The following is an 18178-nucleotide window of genomic DNA, read 5'->3' on the forward strand; positions in this document are numbered from 1 at the left end:
GTCCCGACCGCAACAAGTAATTGCACTGCAATCAGCGCAACGAAAAGTGCCCGAGCTGACGCCAGCGCTCCTGGCGTTTTTGCAGCGCGGTCGTAGCGCACAGCAAAATGAACGATAGCGCCAATAGCAATAGTGCGAAGCCGTGGGCATCCGGATAGTTCAATTTTTGCGCCTCGTCGTACAACGCAATCGAGGCCACCCGCGTCACGCCCGGAATGCCGCCGCCCAGCATCAGCACGACGCCGAACTCGCCGATCGTGTGGGCGAAGGCCAGGATCGCGCCCGAGTAGACACCGGCTTTTGATAGCGGAAGCAACACGTGCAGAAAAGCCTGCCAGCGGGTCATGCCCAGCGAATAAGCCGCCTGGGCGATCTCCGGACGCAACATCCGGAATGCCGCCATCACCGGTTGCAACGCAAACGGCAAACTGTAGACGCACGAGCCGATCACCAGTCCGGCAAAGGAAAACGGCAAGGTCTGCCCGAACAACTGTTGCCACCACTGCCCGAGCGCATGCTGTGGCGACAGCAGCGTCAGCAGATAGAAACCGATCACGGTAGGCGGCAACACCAGCGGCAGCGACATCAGGATTTCCAGCAGCAAGGCGGCGCGGTGCCGGGTCGTTGCCAGCCACCAGCCCAGCGGCAGCACGATCAGCATCAGGATCACGGTCGAGACAGCCGCAAGCTGAAGGGTCAGCCCGAGCGCCACCCACAACTCATCCGGCAATAGCCAGACCGGTGTGATCACCGCCGCAACCCGGGCAACACGAAGCCGTACTTGAGCAAAATCGCCCGGCCACTTTCACTGCGCAGGAAGTCCACATATTGCCGGGCCAGCGGATTGCTGCGCCCCCGGTCCGTCACGATCGCGCCCTGCTCGATGAGCGGATACCAGCTCTGGGGCACCGTCCAGCTGCGGCCGGGCCGCGCCACGCCGGGCTTGAAATGGGCCGCGCTGATCAAGCCGACCTGCGCGTTGCCGGTCGCGATGAATTGCCCGGTCTGGGCGACGTTATCGCCAAATACCAGACGCGGCTGAATCGCCTCCCATACACCAGCATGCTGCAAGGCATCGCGCGCAGCACGACCGTATGGCGCGAAATCGGGGTTGGCAATCGCAATCCGCTTCACCCGCGCATCGTCGAACAGCTTGAATCCTGCCGCCGGATCGAGCGCCATGTCGGCCGTCCACAGCACCAGTTGGCCATGGGCATACGTGATCAGCGAAGACAGGTCGGCGTGCCCGGCCTTGGCCAGTGCAACCGGATAAGCCAGATCGGCCGACAGAAAGACGTCAAACGGCGCGCCATTGGTGATCTGCGCATAAAAATTTCCCGATGAACCAATGCTGGCCGTCACCGCGACATCCCCGTGCGCAACAGAAAACCCTGCGTTCAATTCATCGATGCACTGTGCCAGATCGGCCGCCGCGGCGATCTGCAGAGCAGGCTTCGCCTGCGCCTGACCGACACAAAGCAGCAGTCCAAACAGCAAGGAAAACGTCGATCGAAAAAAGCGTGAAGAGGTCATGGCGGGAAATTAAAAACGGGACACCGGATTGTAGCAAGCCCTTGCCGCTACCGGCGCACGGACCTGCTTCGATCAAATCAGCAGGCATCCGTCATGCCTTGCGCGGAATAGGCGTGCATTGCTTTTCTATGCATTTTTTCTGTGGTCACCGAACTTGTCTGTTTGTCAGTGCCACTGATCGCTACAACAATTTTAGTTGTCATAAAACTACTTTAAATAGGAAATCCATGAATATCTCCTCACTCGTACTGCTGATTACAACCGCCAGCCTGCTTGCTTCGGCAAGTGTCCATGCCACCGAACCAAGCGCCAGCGCCAGTGGCAACGTGGCAATTCAAAACACCATCAAGGGCAACATCAGCCTCGGTACCAACGGCAGCTCCACCTCTTTTGCACGCAACGCCGAAGCCGCCACGGCCAAAGTCGGCACCAGCGCAAATTACCAACCCCATTTCCGCGAAGTCAACGCCAGCACCGCTGGCCAGGCAAGTACCGACAGCGCCGGCATGGCCTACAACACCAGCACCGGCTCAGGTTACGGAACGGCCAGCTCAATGGGCAGCGCCCGCACGCTAATCGCCGGCAGCACCGCGATACACGGCGTCACACAAGGCCTCAATGGCGGCAGCGCAAGCGTACAGACCGATAACCGCATCGTCGCCGGCACCAACCAGGGCAGCTATGCAGAAGGACAAACCAAGTCCGGCTTCGACCTGCAACTGCATTACACCCGCAACGCCGGCCCTTCATCGGTGAGCATCAGCGATGACAAGTCCGGTTTTGTGAGCGCCGCCAATAGCAGCGGTGCGCTGAAAGACATGAATGCCGCCGGTGTCGCCAGCATCGGCTCTGCCGGCCAGTTCTTTGTCCGCGCCAATCTGGCCGGATCCACCGGCAGCACCAGCGCTCCGTGACCGAAGCGCCCACTGCATCCAAGGAGAAATCATGACGATCAAGACATGCATCCTGCTGGCAAGCCTTTCCACGATAGCAATGACGGGCAACAATGCCTGCGCCGACGGTATTCCGCTCCAGCCGGCCTGGGCACTGTCCGGGCCGGTAGCCACACCCGGCACTAAAAAATCAGCAGCAGTGACTGCCCGGGCCAATGCGAGGGCAGAAGCCGCAGCCAATTCATCGAGTAGCGGTGGCGCAGCACAAGGCGTCGGCAGTCAGGGTCAATCGCTCTCGATTGACAGCCACGCCAGGTACGAAGCCCAGGCACGTAGTCCCGTTGCCACCGCGATGGCACCGGCACTGACCAGCAGCAACGACACCTGTATGGGATCGACCTCGGTCGGTGCCAGCGCGGTCTCGTTCGGCTTCAGCGTCGGCAGCAGCTGGACTGACAGCAACTGCCTGATGCTGAAAAATGCCCGCGAAATCTGGAACATGGGCTTCAAGGGTGCGGCGCTGGCACGGCTGTGCATGGACAAGCTGAACCGGGAAGCGTTCGAAGTCACCGGCGTGCATTGTCCTGACCGGGAAGCCGCGACGCTACCCGGAAATCCCACCGCCGGTCTCCATGGAGCCGATGCGAACTATCGCTATTAATGACGCGCTCGACGACACCCCTGTTCTGGAAGGACGTACCGTGAACCACACTTTTGCCAGTCTCGCGCTGGCCCTCCTGTCCATCACCGGACCGGCTTCTGCGGATAGCGTGTCCGATGCCGCCAACGGTATCGAGGTCACGAAAATGGCGCTCGGCTCGGGCACGCCGGCGATGTCGACCAGCGGCACCGAAACAGCCCGGCTGGTCGGCGATGGCCTGTATCACGTGCCGAACTATCTACCCGGCTTTCCGACCGCAGCGACCATCTGGCCGCGCGCGCTATCGCTGTCGTGCGAACCGGAATCGGCGGAGGACAAACTGACCTGCGACGGCTTCCAGGTGATTCCTGCGCTGGGTCGTGGCGAGTACATTTTCGTCCGGCCGGAAAGAAAACTCCTGCCGGTGATCGTCACTGTTCCAGCACCAGCACCAGCGCCGGCCCCCATCGAGGTCACGCACAAGAAACCGCGCGGCTGAGATGGTCCTCGTCAGCCTCGCGACGGCATCGATCTGTTTTTTGGGAGCCTGTTATCCGGCACTGGTCGGCAAGACGACGCCGGCCGGCACGTTTTCGCTGTCACTGCAACGGACTCCGGAGCCCGGCTATGGCGGCGACGTGCTGGTCTATCATGAAGACCGGCAAAACCTGTGGGCCATCCATCGGGTCTACACACGCAACGCCTCGGAACACCGGATCGAGCGGCTCAATGATCAGCGGACCGAGCAACGCCGCAGCGTCACGCAAGGCTGCATCAACGTGATGCCCGAGGTCTACCGCAAGCTGGTCGATTGCTGCAGCAACGACATCCTGGTCATCCACTGACCAAGCTCTTATCGGGTCTGGCCACGCAATGTCTGCACGCGCTCGCGCAGCAAATCGGGCGTGACCTCGCCCGGCGGCAAGGCTGCACCCGCAACCAGCATCAGTCGCGACCGCAAGCCGCGCCGGAATACGCGATCAAACGGGTTGCTCTTTGCCCGTGAAAACAGGCTTCCCCACAGACCGCACAAGGCCAGCGGGATCACCGGCACCGGCGAACGCTGCAGGATTTTCATGATGCCGCCACGGAAGACATTGATTTCACCCGTCACGGTCAGTTTCCCTTCCGGAAAAATGCAGATCAGCTCGCCATTGTCCAGCGCCTGCGCGATGGCGGTGTAGGCGTTTTCCATCACCACCGGATCTTCGCTGGCGGGAGCGATCGGAATCGCGCGGGCGCTCCTGAACACCCGGGACAGCAGTGGAATCTGAAAGATGCGGTGGTCCATCACGAAGCGGATAGGCCGCGGACTGGCCGCCAGGATCACGAACGCATCGACATAGCTGACGTGATTGCAAACCAGTACCGCAGCCCCCTGCGCCGGAATATGCGCGGCGTCGATACTGCGCACCCGATGAATCGTGTGGATCAATAACCAGGCGAGGAAGCGGATCAGGAACTCCGGCACCAGCGAATAAATATAGAGCGCCACCAGCGCATTGAGCAGTGCGGTGATCAGGAACAATTGCGGAATCGTCACGCCGTTCTTGAGCAGCAGCATCGCCAGCAGGGCCGCCACCACCATGAACAACGCATTGAGGATATTCATGCCGGCAATCGTGCGCGACAGGTGGCGGGGATCGCAGCGGGTCTGGATCAGCGCAAACAGCGGCACGATGTACAGTCCGCCCGAAACACCGATCATCAGGCAGGAAAACAGGATGCGCAGGCTCCCGGTTTGCGCCAGAAAGCCGGCCACGTCGACCGGTAACGTGTTGGTGTAAGCGAGGCTGGACAGGAACAGTTCGACACCGAACACCGACAGCCCGATCGAGCCGAATGGCACCAGCCCGATCTCGATACGATGACCGGACAGCCGTTCGCACAGCAGCGAGCCGGCACCGATTCCGAGCGAAAATACCGTCAGCAGCAACACGAACACGCCGTGATCGCCGTGCAGATAATTTTTGGCATACAGCGGAAATTGCGCAAGGACGATCGCGCCATAAAACCAGAACCAGGAATTGCCCAGCAGGGATAAAAACACCGTCCGGTTCTGGCGCGAATAATTCAGGTTGCGCAAGGTCTCGGTGAACGGATTCCAGTTCACTTTCAGGTCCGGCACCGGCGCTGGCGATGGCGGGATCGCGCGACTTAACAGCCAGCCCAGCACGGCTAGCACCAGCGTCCCTGCAGCGATCAGTTCGACACCCCACGGCTTATGCACGATCAGCAGCGCGCCCAGAATTTCGCCGAGCAGGATGCCGACGAAGGTACCGCTCTCGACCAGTCCGTTGCCACCGACCAGCTCGGTGCGCCGCAGGTGCTGCGGCAGGTATGCATATTTGACCGGCCCGAACAGTGTCGAGTGCAAACCCATGCCGACAATGGCCAGCACCAGCAAGGGCAGGTTGTGCGTCATCCAGCCGAAGCCGGCCAGCGCCATGATGGCGATCTCGAGCAGCTTCACCAATCGTGCGACGCGGCCCTTGTCAAACTTGTCAGCCAGTTGACCGGCCGTGGCCGAGAACAGCACGAATGGCAGAATGAACAGGCCCGGAATCAGGTTGGTCAGCAGGACCGGATCGAGCGTGGTCCAGCTCAGCGCGTCGTAAGTCAGGATCGTCAGCAACGCCGTCTTGAAGACGTTATCGTTGAGCGCGCCCAAAAATTGCGTCCAGAAAAACGGCGCAAAGCGCCGCTCAGTCAGCAACGCGAACTGGCTTCGCGCAGGCCCTACCGGCTCTCTGGAACTCAGGCGATCACCGCAGCCAGCGCGGCTCCACTCAGGTAGGCATTTTCAATTTTTCCGGCGCCGTCGAGTCCGGCGGCGAACCAGTCGCCACAGGCACCGATGCGCAATTTTTTATTCCACAGGCAATCGTCTTTCAGGGTGGTCGCGGCCTGCGCGTAGCGCCAGCGATGCACGGTCGAAAATACCGGCTGCACCTGGCTGCCGGTGGCTTCATGGAATGCCTTCAATAGTTTTTCGCGGACCCGGTCCGGCTCGTCTTCCAGATGCTCGATGCTCCATGCCGCCGAGGCCTGGCCGATCCAGTGTTCGCCCGGACGACGGCCCGGTTTGGACGCATCGTGCGCCAGCCATGACAACCGCGAATTGTTGACCCAGGCACCGTCGTAGCCCAGCTCCAGCGAATCCTGGAACGCGGCCATCAAGGTCCAGCACGGCACCAGAAAGACTTTTTTGGCGGCCTTTGCGAAGGCCGGTACGACCTCCAGCAACGCAGTCGCCTGATCGGCCGGTACGGCCACGATGACGGCATCGAACGGCCCGGCGCTGGCCGCGACCGGTACCGTGTCGCAGTGCACGGCCAGCAGCCACTGCTCTCCGTGGGCTTCGATATGGTCGACCCGTTGTCCGGTTCGTACGTCCAGCCCTTGTGCCAGATGCACGCCAACCGAGCGCATGCCCGGCACACCGACATGGCGGCTACCCGCCTTGCCGGCCTCGGTCGCGGTGCCGTGGTCGAGTGCGACAAACTTGCCTTGCCAAGGCGCGACCCAGCCGGCTTTGGTCCAGCTGGCGACATCTTCCTTAAAGGTGTCACTGCTGGCCGTAAAGTACTGCGCGCCGTGATCGAAGCCACCGAAGTCGGTCTGGCGGGTACTCATGCGCCCGCTAACCGCATGGCTTTTTTCGTAGACGATAACGCTGTGTCCCTGCTCGTGCAAACGACGGGCACAAGTCAGGCCGGACAGACCGGCGCCGATGATGGCGATATGCATGATGCTAGCTCCCTGAAAAAACGACCGCTTCCGGACGTCCTCGTACAAATGAAAATGCCGTTACAGACTGCCTTTGTTCAGGCAAGCAGTAACGGCGCAGTGATGGTCGCAGTGATGGTTAGTCCGGACAAGTTATTCGTCGCCTTCGGCAGGCCAGTCGCGGATATAGGCTTTCAGCATTTTGTTTTCGAAACTCTGCGCTTCGACGACAGCGCGGGCGACGTCGTAAAACGAAATCACGCCCAGCAGCATCTTGGCATCGAGGACCGGCACGTAGCGTGCATGGCGCTCCAGCATCAGGCGGCGCACTTCATTGATTTCGGTTTCCGGCGTGACCGTGATCGGATGGTCATCCATGTGCTTGCGTACCAGGGTCTTACCGATTTCACCGCCGTTTTCGTGCAGTGTTTTCATGACTTCACGAAAGCTCAGCATGCCGACCAGTTCGCCGAACTCCATGACAACCAGCGAGCCGATATCTTTTTCGGCCATCGTGATGACGGCTTCGAGCATCGGTGTTTCGGGTGTGACGGTGTAGAGGATATTGCCCTTGACTTGCAGGATTTCAGATACTTTCATTTTTCGCGTCCTGGCTCGTTGTTGTTCTATCGTTTGCAATGTAGCGCAAGCAGGTCGAAAAATCTAGCGCGCTTCCGGCCACTGCCGGCATGCTCTGCCGCAAGTGCTAGGATTCAGCCATTCCAGACAGGAGACACAGCCCCATGAGCGGACCCCAGTACCCCGGATTCGATACCCTTGCGCTGCACGCCGGTGCCGCCCCCGATCCTGCCACCGGCGCGCGCGCCACACCGATCTACCTGACCAGTTCGTTCGTCTTCAAGGACTCGGACCATGCAGCGTCACTGTTCAACATGGAGCGTTCCGGCCATGTGTATTCGCGTATCTCGAACCCGACCAACGCGGTGCTGGAAGAACGCATCGCCGCGCTCGAAGGCGGCGTCGCCGGCCTGGCCACTGCCAGCGGCCAGGCCGCAATGCACCTCGGGCTGGTGACGATTGCCGGCGCCGGTTCGCACATCGTCGCGTCGCGCGCGCTGTACGGCGGCTCGCAAAATCTGCTCGGCTATACGCTCAAACGCTTCGGCATCGAGACCACCTTCGTCGATCCGCGCGACCTCGATGCCTGGCGCGCCGCGATCCGTCCGAACACCAAGGTCCTGTTCGCCGAAACCCTGGGCAATCCCGGCCTCGACGTGCTCGACATCGATCGCGTCGCGGCGCTGGCGCATGAACACTACCTGCCGCTGATGGTCGATGCGACCTTCACAACGCCCTACCTGCTGCGTCCGTTCGATCATGGCGCGGACCTGATTTTTCATTCGGCCACCAAATTCCTGTGCGGTCACGGCACTGCCATCGGCGGCCTGCTGGTCGATGGCGGCACCTTCGACTGGCAACTGGCCTACGAAAAAACCGGCCGCTTTGCCGAGCTGTGCGAACCCTATGAGGGCTTCCACGGCATGGTGTTTTCGGAAGAATCGACGGTCGCGGCGTTCGCGCTGCGGGCACGTCGCGAAGGCTTGCGCGACTTCGGTGCGGTGATGAGTCCGCACAATGCATTCGCGATTTTGCAGGGCATCGAAACCCTGGGCCTGCGCATGGACCGGCATGTTGCCAATACCCGCAAGGTGGTCGACTTCCTGGTCGCGCATCCGGCCGTGGAATCGGTTTCGTATCCGGAACTGCCGTCGCATCCGGATCATGCACTGGCCAAAAAACTGTTGCCCAAAGGCTGCGGTGCGGTCTTCACGTTCAGCATCAAGGGCGACCGCGCAGCCGGCCAGCGCTTCGTCGAGGCACTGAAAATATTCTCGCACCTGGCCAATGTCGGCGATGCGAAATCGCTGGTCATCCATCCGGCTTCGACCACGCATTTTCGGGTACCGACCGGCCAACTGCTGGCCTCCGGGATTACCGAAGGTACGATGCGGCTGTCGGTCGGGCTCGAAGATATCGACGACCTGATCGAGGATCTGGCCATCGGCCTGAAGGCCTCGCAACGCATCCCGAAAGGAGCCTGACATGCTGCTCAATGTTGCCGGCCATGATGCCTATTGCTACACCGGCGGCAAGCCGTTCGATGCCGCCTTGCCGACCGCTGTGTTCCTCCACGGCGCGCAGCACGACCACTCGGTCTGGATCCTGCAGACGCGTTACTTTGCCCATCATGGCTTTGGCGTGCTGGCCATCGACCTGCCCGGCCACGGCCGCAGCAAAGGTGCGCCGCTGGACTCGATCGAGGCAATGGCCGACTGGCTGCTGGCCGTGCTCGATGCGGCCGGCGTCACGCACGCGATGCTGGTCGGCCACAGTATGGGCTCGCTGATCGCGCTGGAAACCGCACACCGCGCGCCGGCACGGGTCGACAAGCTGGCGCTGCTGGCATGCGCGTATCCGATGAAAGTGTCGGAGGCATTGCTCGACGCGGCGCTCCACGACGAGCCGCGTGCCATCGACATGGTCAACATCTGGTCGCATTCGGGCATCGCGCAAAAACCATCGTCACCGGGGCCGGGATTTTCGGTCACCGGTGGCAACCAGCGGCTGATGCAGCGACTGGCCGCCGGCAATACGGCCGCCCTCTTCCACACTGATTTCGTTGCCTGCAACAGCTATGCGCAGGGCATGGAGGCGGCGGCTGCCGTGACATGTCCGACGCTCTTTTTGCTGGCGCAGCAGGACCAGATGACACCGCCGCGTGCCAGTGCCGCACTGATCGCGGCAATACCGGCGGCACGGGTCGAAAGACTAGCCGGTTGTGGCCATGCGTTGATGGCTGAACAGCCGGATGCGGTGCTGGCCAGCTTGTTCGGGTTTGCGATGGCGACGATCACGCTGACGTCGCACTCAGCTTGAACGGCCGCACCGGCTCGTGATCAAAGTACGCGGCCAGGCTCTGGTCGAGACCCCGCTCGATCGCGCTTTCGACGTGCGTTGCCAGCGGTGACGCACTGAACGCATCGAACACGAACAGCTGGTAGATATCGGCCAGCTTGAGTTGCTGCGGATTGACCAGCAAGGTCCAGCGATCCAGGCTGCCATTGTCGGATTTGGCCCAGCGCAGTCGCCGCTTGGGCGTCTCGTTGCGGATGCGTCCCACCCAGCCGGCGTCCAGCATCTGCTCGAGCAACTGCTCTGACTCATCAAAACCCAGCCGGGTCCCGTTGCGGATCATCGTGGCATTGACTTCGGCGGAACTGGCCACGCTGCGCGCCCGGTACAGCATGCGCAGGATATCGATCGCATCGACGAAGGCACTGCCGGGCCGCGCGACATGCCACCAGCGTTCGTATTTGACGACCGGCAAGGCCGCTGCCAGTAACGCGCCGCCTAGCGTGATCATCCAGAACATGTAGATCCACAGCAGGAAAATCGGCACTGCCGCCACCGAGCCGTACACCATTGTGTAGGTTGGAAACCGGACCACGTAGGTGGCGAACACACGCTTTGCAATTTCGAAAGCGACGCCGGCCAGCAAGCCGCCCCACAACGCATCAGGCCAGTCGATAGTACGGTTCGGTACGGACACATAGAGCAACGCAAACGCTCCGGTCGTCAGTGCCACCGAAATGATCGTGTACGCCACTGCACCAATCAGCGGGATCGCCAGTACCGCGCCATTGGTGGCCTTGAACAGGTAAGAGGTCAGCGAAATCGACACGCCGATCAGCAGCGGCCCGAGCGTGACGATGGCCCAGTAGACCAGCACCCGCTGCAGGAACGGCCGGCTCACGCGTACACCCCAGATACGGTTGAAGACACGGTCTATCGTCGACATCATCGCCACGGCGGTGACGATCAGCACGCCGCCGCCGATGGCCGACAGGCCGGTCGACTTGGCGGCAAACTGGGTCAGGTATTCGAGCACGGTATTGGCGATCGCCTTCGGCATCAGGTTCTGGACGAAATACGCCTCCAGCGAGGTGCGAAAAGTATTGAACAACGGGAAGGCCGTAAAGATCGCCAGCGCGATTGTCAGCAATGGCACCAGCGCCAGCACCGAAGTGAAGGTGAGGCTGCCGGCAACCTGCGGCAAATGTTCTTCGTCGAGGCGGCGGGCTGCAAAGCGGAACAGGTCACGCGCTTGTACCCAGGTCAGGCCGCGGATCAAGGAAAAACGGGGAGCTCGTAGCATGCAAAAGACTCGGTCGTGGGTGGCGCAGAGGTGGCTGAAAGCGGCATATTCGGGATGCAAAAGCGGATGCAAAGCGAGATGCAGAGCGGAATGCAAAGCACCCTATAATATCGCGGATGAACTCACCTAACTTGTCCATTCTGGTTTTGTACTACTCCCGTCACGGCTCGACCCGCAAGATGGCGGAATTGCTGGCGCAAGGCATCGAAAGCGTCGCCGGTTGCGATGCGCTGCTGCGTACCGTGCCGGCGATTTCTACCGTCACCGAAGCGACCGAACCCGAGATCCCCGCACAGGGCGCGCCGTATGTCGAATTGCAAGACCTGGCCGATTGCGCCGGTCTGGCCTTCGGGTCACCGACCCGCTTCGGCAACATGGCCTCGCCGCTCAAGTATTTCTGGGACGGCACCAGCGCGCAATGGCTAGCCGGCACACTGGCCGGCAAACCGGCCTGCGTGTTCACCTCGACCGGTAGCCTGCATGGTGGCCAGGAAAGTACCTTACTGACGATGATGATGCCGCTGCTGCATCACGGCATGATGATCCTTGGCCTGCCCTACACCCATCCTGAACTGATGACCACTTCCTCCGGCGGAACACCCTACGGTGCCAGTCATTGGTCCGGTCTCAATGGTAACCATCCGATCTCCGACGACAGCCGGACCCTCACCATCGCGCTGGGCCGGCGACTGGCCGAAACTGCACAAAAACTACGATCCCGCTGATGCAAACCCTATTTCAAAAATCCTGCTACCACGCAGCCGTCTCCAGCCTGGTCGGCCTGATCGTGCTCGGTATCGCCTGGGAACTGTGGCTGGCACCGCTGCGGCCGGGCGGTTCATGGATGGTACTGAAAGTGATCCCGCTACTGCTGCCTTTGCGCGGCGTGATCAAGCGTGACATTTACACTCTCCAATGGTCGTCAATGTTGATCCTGATCTATTTCACTGAAGGCATCGTGCGCGCCACCAGCGATCGCGTACCGCTTTCTGCGACACTCGGCTGGATCGAAGTCGCGCTGGTCTGCATTTATTTTTTCTCGGTGATCTATTACCTCAAACCGTACAAGAAAGCCGCCAAGAAAATCACCCGCGAAGTGATCGCCAAAGCCACTGAAAAAGCTGCCAAATGACTGAATTCCTCGAACAATGCCGCACCGTGATCGGCGCGCAATACGTGATCGCCGACGCCACCGACATGGCCGCTTATCTGACCGACTGGCGTCGCCGCTTTACCGGCAAGGCGCTGGCCGTACTCAAGCCTGGCAACACCGATGAAGTCGCCGCGCTGGTGCGTCTGTGTAACGCGCATCGCGTGCCACTGGTACCGCAAGGCGGCAATACCGGCCTCGTGCTGGGCAGCGTTCCCGACGACAGCGGCACGGCCGTCGTGCTGTCGCTGACGCGGCTCAATGCGATCCGCGCCACCGATCTGATCAACAACACGATGACGGTTGAAGCCGGCTGCATCCTGCAGCACGTCCAGGAGGCTGCCAGCGCAGCCGACCGCCTGTTCCCGCTATCGCTGGCCGCCGAAGGCAGCTGCACGATAGGCGGCAACCTCGCCACGAATGCCGGCGGCACTGCGGTTCTGCGTTACGGCAACATGCGTGACCTGTGCCTGGGACTTGAAGTCGTCACCGCACAAGGCGAAGTCTGGAGCGGCTTGCGCGGTCTGCGCAAGGACAATACCGGCTTCGATCTGCGCGATTTGTTCATCGGTGCCGAAGGCACGCTGGGGATCATCACGGCAGCGGTCCTCAAGCTGTATCCGCAACCGAAAGCCCGCCTGACCGCACTGGCGGCGATGAACACGCCGGAAGATGCGCTGCGCCTGCTCACGCTGGCGCAAGCTCATTGCGGCGCGACGCTGACCGGTTTTGAACTGATGTCGGATTTCTGCCTGCAACTGGTGGCCACGCATTACCCGCAAATGAAGCTGCCGTTCGCGCAATCGTCACCGCAATACGTGTTGCTCGAATTGTCCGACAACGAGTCGGTCGAGCATGCCGAAGCGCTGCTGGAACGCCTGATGGCTGATGCACTGGAACAGGAAGTGATCCACGATGCGGTCGTCGCGTCGTCGATCGCGCAGTCGAAAGCCTTGTGGCAGTTGCGCGAACACATCCCGCTCGCGCAAGCCGACGAAGGCAAGAACATCAAGCACGACGTGTCGGTACCGATCTCGGATATCGGCGCCTTCATCACGCGCACCGACGCGCTGTTGGCCACAGCGTTTCCGGGCTGCCGGCTGGTCACCTTCGGTCATCTCGGCGACGGCAATTTGCACTACAACGTCTCGCCGCCGACCGGCGAAGCCGGCGATGCACTCATTGCGCGTCAGGACGACATCAACCGTGTCGTGCATGACAGCGTCGACCATTTCGGTGGCTCGATCTCGGCCGAGCACGGACTCGGTGCGATGAAGCGCGATGAAATCCGGCGCTATAAATCACCGGTCGAAATGCGCCTGATGGAAAGCATCAAGACCGCGCTTGATCCACTGAACCTGATGAATCCAGGGAAGGTAGTGTGAACATGGCGCATGCCTTTCTGATCCGGCGTGGCGCCTTGGCCGTGCTGATGCTGACTGCTTCGATGTCGGTTCACGCGGCTTTCCGGTGCGACGACAATGGCAAGGTCACCTACAGCGATATCGCTTGTGCCGGGGGTGCCACCGTGCCGACCACTGACCTGCGCGCGCCCGCCACGATCAAGGCGGAGCAGGATGACGCCCTGCGCCGGGCTGCCGCCGACAAGGTCCGGTTGCAGCGGCTCGAAGCAGACCGTAGCAAGGCCGAGCGCACCGAACGCAAGGAGCGCTTGCACGCCAGCGCTGTGGCCAGTGCCCAGCGCCGCAAATGCGAGACCCTGGCGCAGCGACGCAAATGGGCAGATGACGATGTGGCCACCGCCTCAAGCCGCAACGCCGAGAAGGCCAGGCGCAAGGCGCGCCGGATCGCCGAACAATACACCCTCGACTGTCAGGCCTGACAGGTAGACAGATCACTCTTTAGCCCTCATCGGGTACGCTTTCTGCCATCAGGACGACCATGCCAAAATTTGCCGCCAACCTCACGATGATGTTCACCGAGGTCGCTTTTCCGCAGCGCTTTGCTGCCGCCGCTGCTGCGGGTTTCAGTGCCGTCGAATTCCTGTCTCCGTATGACTATCCGCCTGCGCAAGTAGCCACGTGGCTGCAGGAAAATCATCTCGAATGCGTCCTCTTCAACTTGCCAACCGGTGACTGGGCTGCCGGCGAACGCGGTCTGGCTGCCCTGCCCGGTCGTGAGGACGAATGCCGTGCCGGTGTCGCCCGCGCCATCGAGTACGCGCTGGCGACCGGCACGACGCGTCTGCACATGATGGCCGGGCTGATGCCTGCCGGTGCCGATGCGGCTGCGTATCGCGCCACCTTCCTGGCCAACTTGCGCGATGCGGCGCATGCCGTCGGCCGGCATGGTCTGACACTGCTGATCGAACCGATCAACCCGCGCGATATCCCCGGCTATTTTCTGAACACGCAAGCGCAGGCGCACGCACTGCGGGAAGAATCCGGTGCGGCTAACGTCAAGGTGCAGATGGATTTTTATCATGCGCAAATCGTCGAAGGTGACCTGGCCACCACATTCAAAAAACACATCGCGGACATCGGCCATGTGCAGATCGCCAGCGTGCCGGGACGCAATGAACCGGACGATGGCGAGATCAACTATCCGTATCTGTTCCGCTTGCTGGACGAACTGGGGTACGAGGGCTGGATCGGTTGCGAGTACCGGCCGCGCGGACGTACCGAAGACGGACTCGGCTGGTTGGCGAAGGCCGGATTAGGCTGATACGCGGGCGCTGCTTCAGCGCCCGACAAACACCGGCTTGCGCTTGCTGAAAAAAGCATCAATCGCTTCGGCGAAATCCGCCGTCTTCGTGCTGTCCCGAAAATTATCCCGCTCCAGATCAAGCTGCGTCGGCAAGTCATTGTCGAGCGACTGACGCAGCAAACGCTTCAGTCTTCCGATCGCCTGCGTCGGACCGTTCCCCAATCGCTGCACCAGCGCCAACGCAGTCGACTCCAGCTCGGCTGCCGGTACGATCCTGTTGAGCAGACCGAGTCGCAAGGCTTCGGGCGCATCAAAGGTGTCACCAAGCAGCGCGATCGCCATCGCATTGCGCAGTCCGACCAGGCGCGGCAAGTGCCATGAGCCGGACAGATCGCAGTTGGCGGCGACATTGACGTAGGCCAGATTGAAGCGCGTGTTATCGGCGGCGATCGCCAGGTCGCACGCCATCGCCAGGCTCAGGCTGCCGCCGGCGACGGTGCCATGCAGGCAGGCGATGACCGGTGCATTCATCGACGTCAGCAGCAGGATCGAGGCATGTAAAGGCGGGATCAGCGCCATCGCCGTTGCCGTGGGATCGGTACGCAGCGACGCCAAATCGCCACCGACACCGAAGGCCTTGCCGGCCCCCTTGAGCAAGACCGCGCGCACGCTGTCATCGGCGGCCAGTTCGTTACAGCAGGCCAGAAAAGCCTGTGCGGTCGGCAGGTCGAGCGCGTTCAGGCTGCCCGGTCGATTGAGAATCAGCGTGGCGATGGCGCCGTCACGTTGCAGGATGACGAGGGGTTCGGTGGTGGGCATGGGGATCCTTAATGTGGTCTGTGTCGAGTCCGGGCGCCGCGCTACAGCGGCGGCGGATGTTTCTTGCGTGCCGGCGCAACCGGCGTCTTGCGGGTGATCTTTTTTACGGCGCTCACGGTCGTGGCGTCGGTCCTGGTGCTCAGGCCGGCAGTGAACAAGGCGATCATCCGGTCGGCAATCTCGGCCGGCGAATCCGGTCCGTCCGGCCGGTACCAGCGCCCGATCCAGCTCAGTGCACCGGCAATGGCGAACGCCGCCAGCTTCGGATCGCAATCGACCATCGAGCCTTCGGCGATGCCCTGCCGGATCAGCTCGCGGAACTCGAGGTCGATGCCGCCCTTGATGCGACGCAGCGCCTTGCGGCTGTCGGGCGGCAGCGGATCTTCGCCGACCCGGATCACGCACATGCCGAAATCCATCGTTGTGATTTCGGCGTACTGCCGCATCGCTGCGACCAGCTTGTCGTGCGCGCTACCACCGGACAGAGTGACCACGCGGATCGCGTCCTGCATCATGGCGAGTCCGCGGCTGACGCACTGGAACAGGATGTCGTCCTTGTTCTTGATGTAGTAGTACAGCGTCGGCTTGGTGATTTGCAAGCGCTCGGCGACTTCATCGAGCGAGGTCGCGTGGAAGCCTTTTTCATTGAACAGCTGCGCGGCGGCATGCAGCACCGCCGCGCGCTTGGCCTCGCGCTCCTGGTCGGGATCGCGCTTGCGGTGCCACGGTGACGGGGTCGATGACACAGGTTTGATGGCCATGTCGATTAGCGATACATCGCTTCGATGTCGCCGGCATAGGTCTTGGTGATGCTGCTGCGCCGGACCTTCATCGTCGCCGTGACTTCGCCATCGTCGTGGTCCAACTCCTTGGCCAGCAGATGGAATTTGCGAATGTGCGAGACCTGCGCCAGCCGCGCATTGCCGACATCGATCTCGGCCTGCACCAGCTCCCGCACGGCCGGGGTGTCGATCAGCGAGCGGTAATGCGTGAACGCGATGTTGCGTGCCTCGGCCCATTGCGCGACCGCGTCGTAATCGATCTGGATCAGCGCGGCGACGTATTTGCGGGCATCGGCGATGACGATGCATTCCTTGATGAAGTGGCTGGACTTCATCGTGTTTTCGATCTCGGATGGCGTCAGGTTCTTGCCGCCGGCGGTGATCATGATGTCCTTCAGGCGATCGACGATCTTCAGTCCGCCTTCGCCGGCACTGACCACATCGCCGGTGTGCAGCCAGCCATCGATGATGGTGGCGGCAGTGGCTTCCGGATTCTTGTAATAGCCCTGGAAGACGACGCCGCCACGTATCTGCAATTCACCCTGTTCGGACAACCGGTGCTCGACACCGAGCGTCGGCAGGCCGACCCGGCCGATGCGCACGTCATCGAGCCGCTGCCCGAGTACCATGCCGCTCGATTCGGTCATGCCGTAGACCTCCACCAGCGGCACGCCGAGCGTGCGGAAAAACTGCACGATCGCCGGGGAAATCGGTGCTGCGCCGGTCAGTGCAATCTTCACCCGGCGCAGGCCGATGAAGTTTTGCAGCGCGCGGAAAATCAGCAGGTAGCAGAGCGCGAACGAGAGCTGCTGCAGCGGGCTGCGCTGGTGCGCGGCCTTCTCCGCGAACGGTGCGCAGGTGCGCATCGCGGTGCCGAATAGCCAGCGCCGCACGGGACCGGACTCGTGCATCTTGATCGAGATCGACGAGTGCAATTTTTCCCAGATGCGCGGCACGCCGAGGAACATCGACGGCCCGACTTCGCGCAGGTCTTCCTGCACCGTGCGGATCGATTCGCCGAAATCGACGCGCGAGCCGAGGTACAGCGGCACGAACGCCGTCAGCATTTGCTCGGCCACATGGCACAGCGGCAGGTAGGACAAATGCGTGGACGTGCCATCGAGATCGAGCCGGTCGGCCACGCCGGCGGCCATCGCCGCAATATTGGCGTAGCTGATCATCGCGCCCTTGGGCTTGCCGGTGGAACCGGACGTGTAGATCAGCAGCGCGGTGTCGTCCGGTTGCTGTGCATCGAGGCAGGCATCGACCTGGGCCGGATGCTGCTGGCCGTATTGCGCGCCCATCGCTTCGAGTTCGCTGAAACGCATCACGCGCTGCGGATCGAGCGCATGCGTTTCGTCGTAGCCCTTCTTTTCGAGCACGATGATTTTTTTTAGCAGCGGCAACTGGTCGATCGCAGCCAGCACCTTGTCGGCCTGTTCCTGGTCCTCGCAAATGATGACTTCGGCATCCGAGTCATTGAGCACGTAGGCGATTTCATTCGACGGACTGGTCGAATAGACGCCAACGGTAATCGCCCCGACCACGCCGGCACCGAGCTGCGTGAGCACCCACTCCAGACGGTTCTCGGACAGGATCGCAATGTGCGCGCCCTGCCCGAGGCCGAGTGCACGGAACCCGAGTCCGACATCGCACGCACGCCGGTAATACGCGGCCCACGAGACCGGTTGCCAGATGCCGAATTTTTTTTGCCGGATCGCCAGTGCATCGGGACGCTGTTGCGCCTGCTGGCGCAGCATTTGCGCCTGGGTTTTTTGATAGGTCATC

The 18178-nt window shown here is 61.6% G+C and carries 20 protein-coding genes; 11 read left to right on the plus strand and 9 right to left on the minus strand.

Features of this window, described 5'->3' with window-relative positions:
- Positions 1-31: 31 nt before the first annotated feature.
- Positions 32-751 carry a molybdate ABC transporter permease subunit gene (gene modB / locus RHM62_RS14670; RefSeq protein ID WP_322122816.1) on the minus strand — a complete coding sequence of 240 codons (720 nt, stop codon included), beginning with the start codon at positions 749-751 and terminating at the stop codon, positions 32-34.
- Positions 748-1497, minus strand: coding sequence for a molybdate ABC transporter substrate-binding protein (gene modA / locus RHM62_RS14675; protein WP_322122817.1), 750 nt, complete (start codon positions 1495-1497; stop codon positions 748-750). Before modA ends, modB begins: the two co-directional genes overlap by 4 nt.
- Before the next feature lie 263 nt (positions 1498-1760).
- Between modA and RHM62_RS14680 the strand changes: the two genes are divergently transcribed.
- From RHM62_RS14680 to RHM62_RS14695, 4 genes are read left to right on the plus strand one after another with little or no spacing between them, the layout of a single operon-like run.
- Positions 1761-2447 (plus strand): hypothetical protein, encoded by a 687-nt coding sequence (locus RHM62_RS14680; RefSeq protein ID WP_322122818.1) that lies wholly within the window; start codon positions 1761-1763, stop codon positions 2445-2447.
- A gap of 31 nt (positions 2448-2478) precedes the next feature.
- Complete coding sequence (locus RHM62_RS14685; protein WP_322122819.1) at positions 2479-3087, plus strand: hypothetical protein; 609 nt, start codon at positions 2479-2481, stop codon at positions 3085-3087.
- Positions 3068-3565, plus strand: a complete 498-nt coding sequence (locus RHM62_RS14690) for a hypothetical protein (RefSeq protein WP_322122820.1) — start codon at positions 3068-3070, stop codon at positions 3563-3565. The genes RHM62_RS14685 and RHM62_RS14690 overlap by 20 nt, the downstream gene beginning before the upstream one ends.
- Position 3566: 1 nt before the next feature.
- Entirely contained in the window at positions 3567-3911 is a 345-nt protein-coding gene (locus tag RHM62_RS14695; protein WP_322122821.1) for a hypothetical protein, read from the plus strand.
- A gap of 8 nt (positions 3912-3919) precedes the next feature.
- Here the strand turns inward: RHM62_RS14695 and RHM62_RS14700 are convergent, their stop codons facing one another.
- From RHM62_RS14700 to RHM62_RS14710, 3 genes are all read right to left on the minus strand, one after another.
- Positions 3920-5827: an MFS transporter gene (locus tag RHM62_RS14700; RefSeq protein WP_322125418.1), complete on the minus strand. Its 1908-nt coding sequence runs from the start codon at positions 5825-5827 to the stop codon at positions 3920-3922.
- The gene (locus RHM62_RS14705; RefSeq protein ID WP_322122822.1) at positions 5824-6816 is read right to left on the minus strand and encodes an NAD(P)/FAD-dependent oxidoreductase; all 993 of its coding nucleotides are present in this window, start codon (positions 6814-6816) and stop codon (positions 5824-5826) included. The genes RHM62_RS14700 and RHM62_RS14705 overlap by 4 nt, the downstream gene beginning before the upstream one ends.
- Before the next feature lie 132 nt (positions 6817-6948).
- Complete coding sequence (locus tag RHM62_RS14710; protein ID WP_040722195.1) at positions 6949-7395, minus strand: CBS domain-containing protein; 447 nt, start codon at positions 7393-7395, stop codon at positions 6949-6951.
- Between the two features lie 143 nt (positions 7396-7538).
- Here RHM62_RS14710 and RHM62_RS14715 point away from each other — a divergent pair, with 143 nt between their 5' ends.
- Both RHM62_RS14715 and RHM62_RS14720 read left to right on the plus strand, forming a co-directional pair.
- Positions 7539-8858 (plus strand): O-acetylhomoserine aminocarboxypropyltransferase, encoded by a 1320-nt coding sequence (locus tag RHM62_RS14715; RefSeq protein ID WP_322122823.1) that lies wholly within the window; start codon positions 7539-7541, stop codon positions 8856-8858.
- Between the two features lies 1 nt (position 8859).
- On the plus strand, positions 8860-9693 hold the full coding sequence (locus tag RHM62_RS14720) for an alpha/beta hydrolase (RefSeq protein WP_322122824.1): 834 nt from the start codon (positions 8860-8862) through the stop codon (positions 9691-9693).
- Here the strand turns inward: RHM62_RS14720 and RHM62_RS14725 are convergent.
- Positions 9668-10972 (minus strand): YihY family inner membrane protein, encoded by a 1305-nt coding sequence (locus RHM62_RS14725; protein ID WP_322122825.1) that lies wholly within the window; start codon positions 10970-10972, stop codon positions 9668-9670. The genes RHM62_RS14720 and RHM62_RS14725 overlap by 26 nt on opposite strands.
- A gap of 116 nt (positions 10973-11088) precedes the next feature.
- On the opposite strand from RHM62_RS14725, the gene wrbA reads away from it, so the two are divergent.
- From wrbA to otnI, 5 genes are read left to right on the plus strand one after another with little or no spacing between them, the layout of a single operon-like run.
- Positions 11089-11697, plus strand: coding sequence for an NAD(P)H:quinone oxidoreductase (gene wrbA / locus RHM62_RS14730; RefSeq protein ID WP_322122826.1), 609 nt, complete (start codon positions 11089-11091; stop codon positions 11695-11697).
- Positions 11697-12104, plus strand: coding sequence for a DUF2069 domain-containing protein (locus tag RHM62_RS14735; RefSeq protein ID WP_322122827.1), 408 nt, complete (start codon positions 11697-11699; stop codon positions 12102-12104). Before wrbA ends, RHM62_RS14735 begins: the two co-directional genes overlap by 1 nt.
- The gene (locus RHM62_RS14740; protein WP_322122828.1) at positions 12101-13507 is read left to right on the plus strand and encodes an FAD-binding oxidoreductase; all 1407 of its coding nucleotides are present in this window, start codon (positions 12101-12103) and stop codon (positions 13505-13507) included. The genes RHM62_RS14735 and RHM62_RS14740 overlap by 4 nt, the downstream gene beginning before the upstream one ends.
- A 2-nt stretch (positions 13508-13509) precedes the next feature.
- On the plus strand, positions 13510-13965 hold the full coding sequence (locus RHM62_RS14745) for a hypothetical protein (protein WP_322122829.1): 456 nt from the start codon (positions 13510-13512) through the stop codon (positions 13963-13965).
- Positions 13966-14024: 59 nt separating this feature from the next.
- Positions 14025-14807, plus strand: coding sequence for a 2-oxo-tetronate isomerase (otnI, locus tag RHM62_RS14750; RefSeq protein ID WP_322122830.1), 783 nt, complete (start codon positions 14025-14027; stop codon positions 14805-14807).
- Positions 14808-14822: 15 nt separating this feature from the next.
- Here otnI and RHM62_RS14755 read toward each other — a convergent pair whose 3' ends face one another.
- Genes RHM62_RS14755 through RHM62_RS14765 form a run of 3 tightly spaced genes read right to left on the minus strand, consistent with a single transcriptional unit; the run spans position 14823 to position 18177 of the window.
- Positions 14823-15608 carry an enoyl-CoA hydratase/isomerase family protein gene (locus tag RHM62_RS14755; protein ID WP_322122831.1) on the minus strand — a complete coding sequence of 262 codons (786 nt, stop codon included), beginning with the start codon at positions 15606-15608 and terminating at the stop codon, positions 14823-14825.
- Between the two features lie 41 nt (positions 15609-15649).
- A complete protein-coding gene (locus RHM62_RS14760; protein WP_322122832.1) occupies positions 15650-16369 on the minus strand; it encodes a TetR/AcrR family transcriptional regulator in 720 nt (239 codons plus the stop codon).
- A gap of 5 nt (positions 16370-16374) precedes the next feature.
- Positions 16375-18177 carry an AMP-dependent synthetase/ligase gene (locus RHM62_RS14765; RefSeq protein WP_322122833.1) on the minus strand — a complete coding sequence of 601 codons (1803 nt, stop codon included), beginning with the start codon at positions 18175-18177 and terminating at the stop codon, positions 16375-16377.
- Position 18178 lies beyond the last annotated feature (1 nt).

Origin of the sequence: Actimicrobium sp. CCC2.4 (assembly GCF_034347385.1) — a bacterium.
GTDB lineage: Bacteria > Pseudomonadota > Gammaproteobacteria > Burkholderiales > Burkholderiaceae_D > Actimicrobium.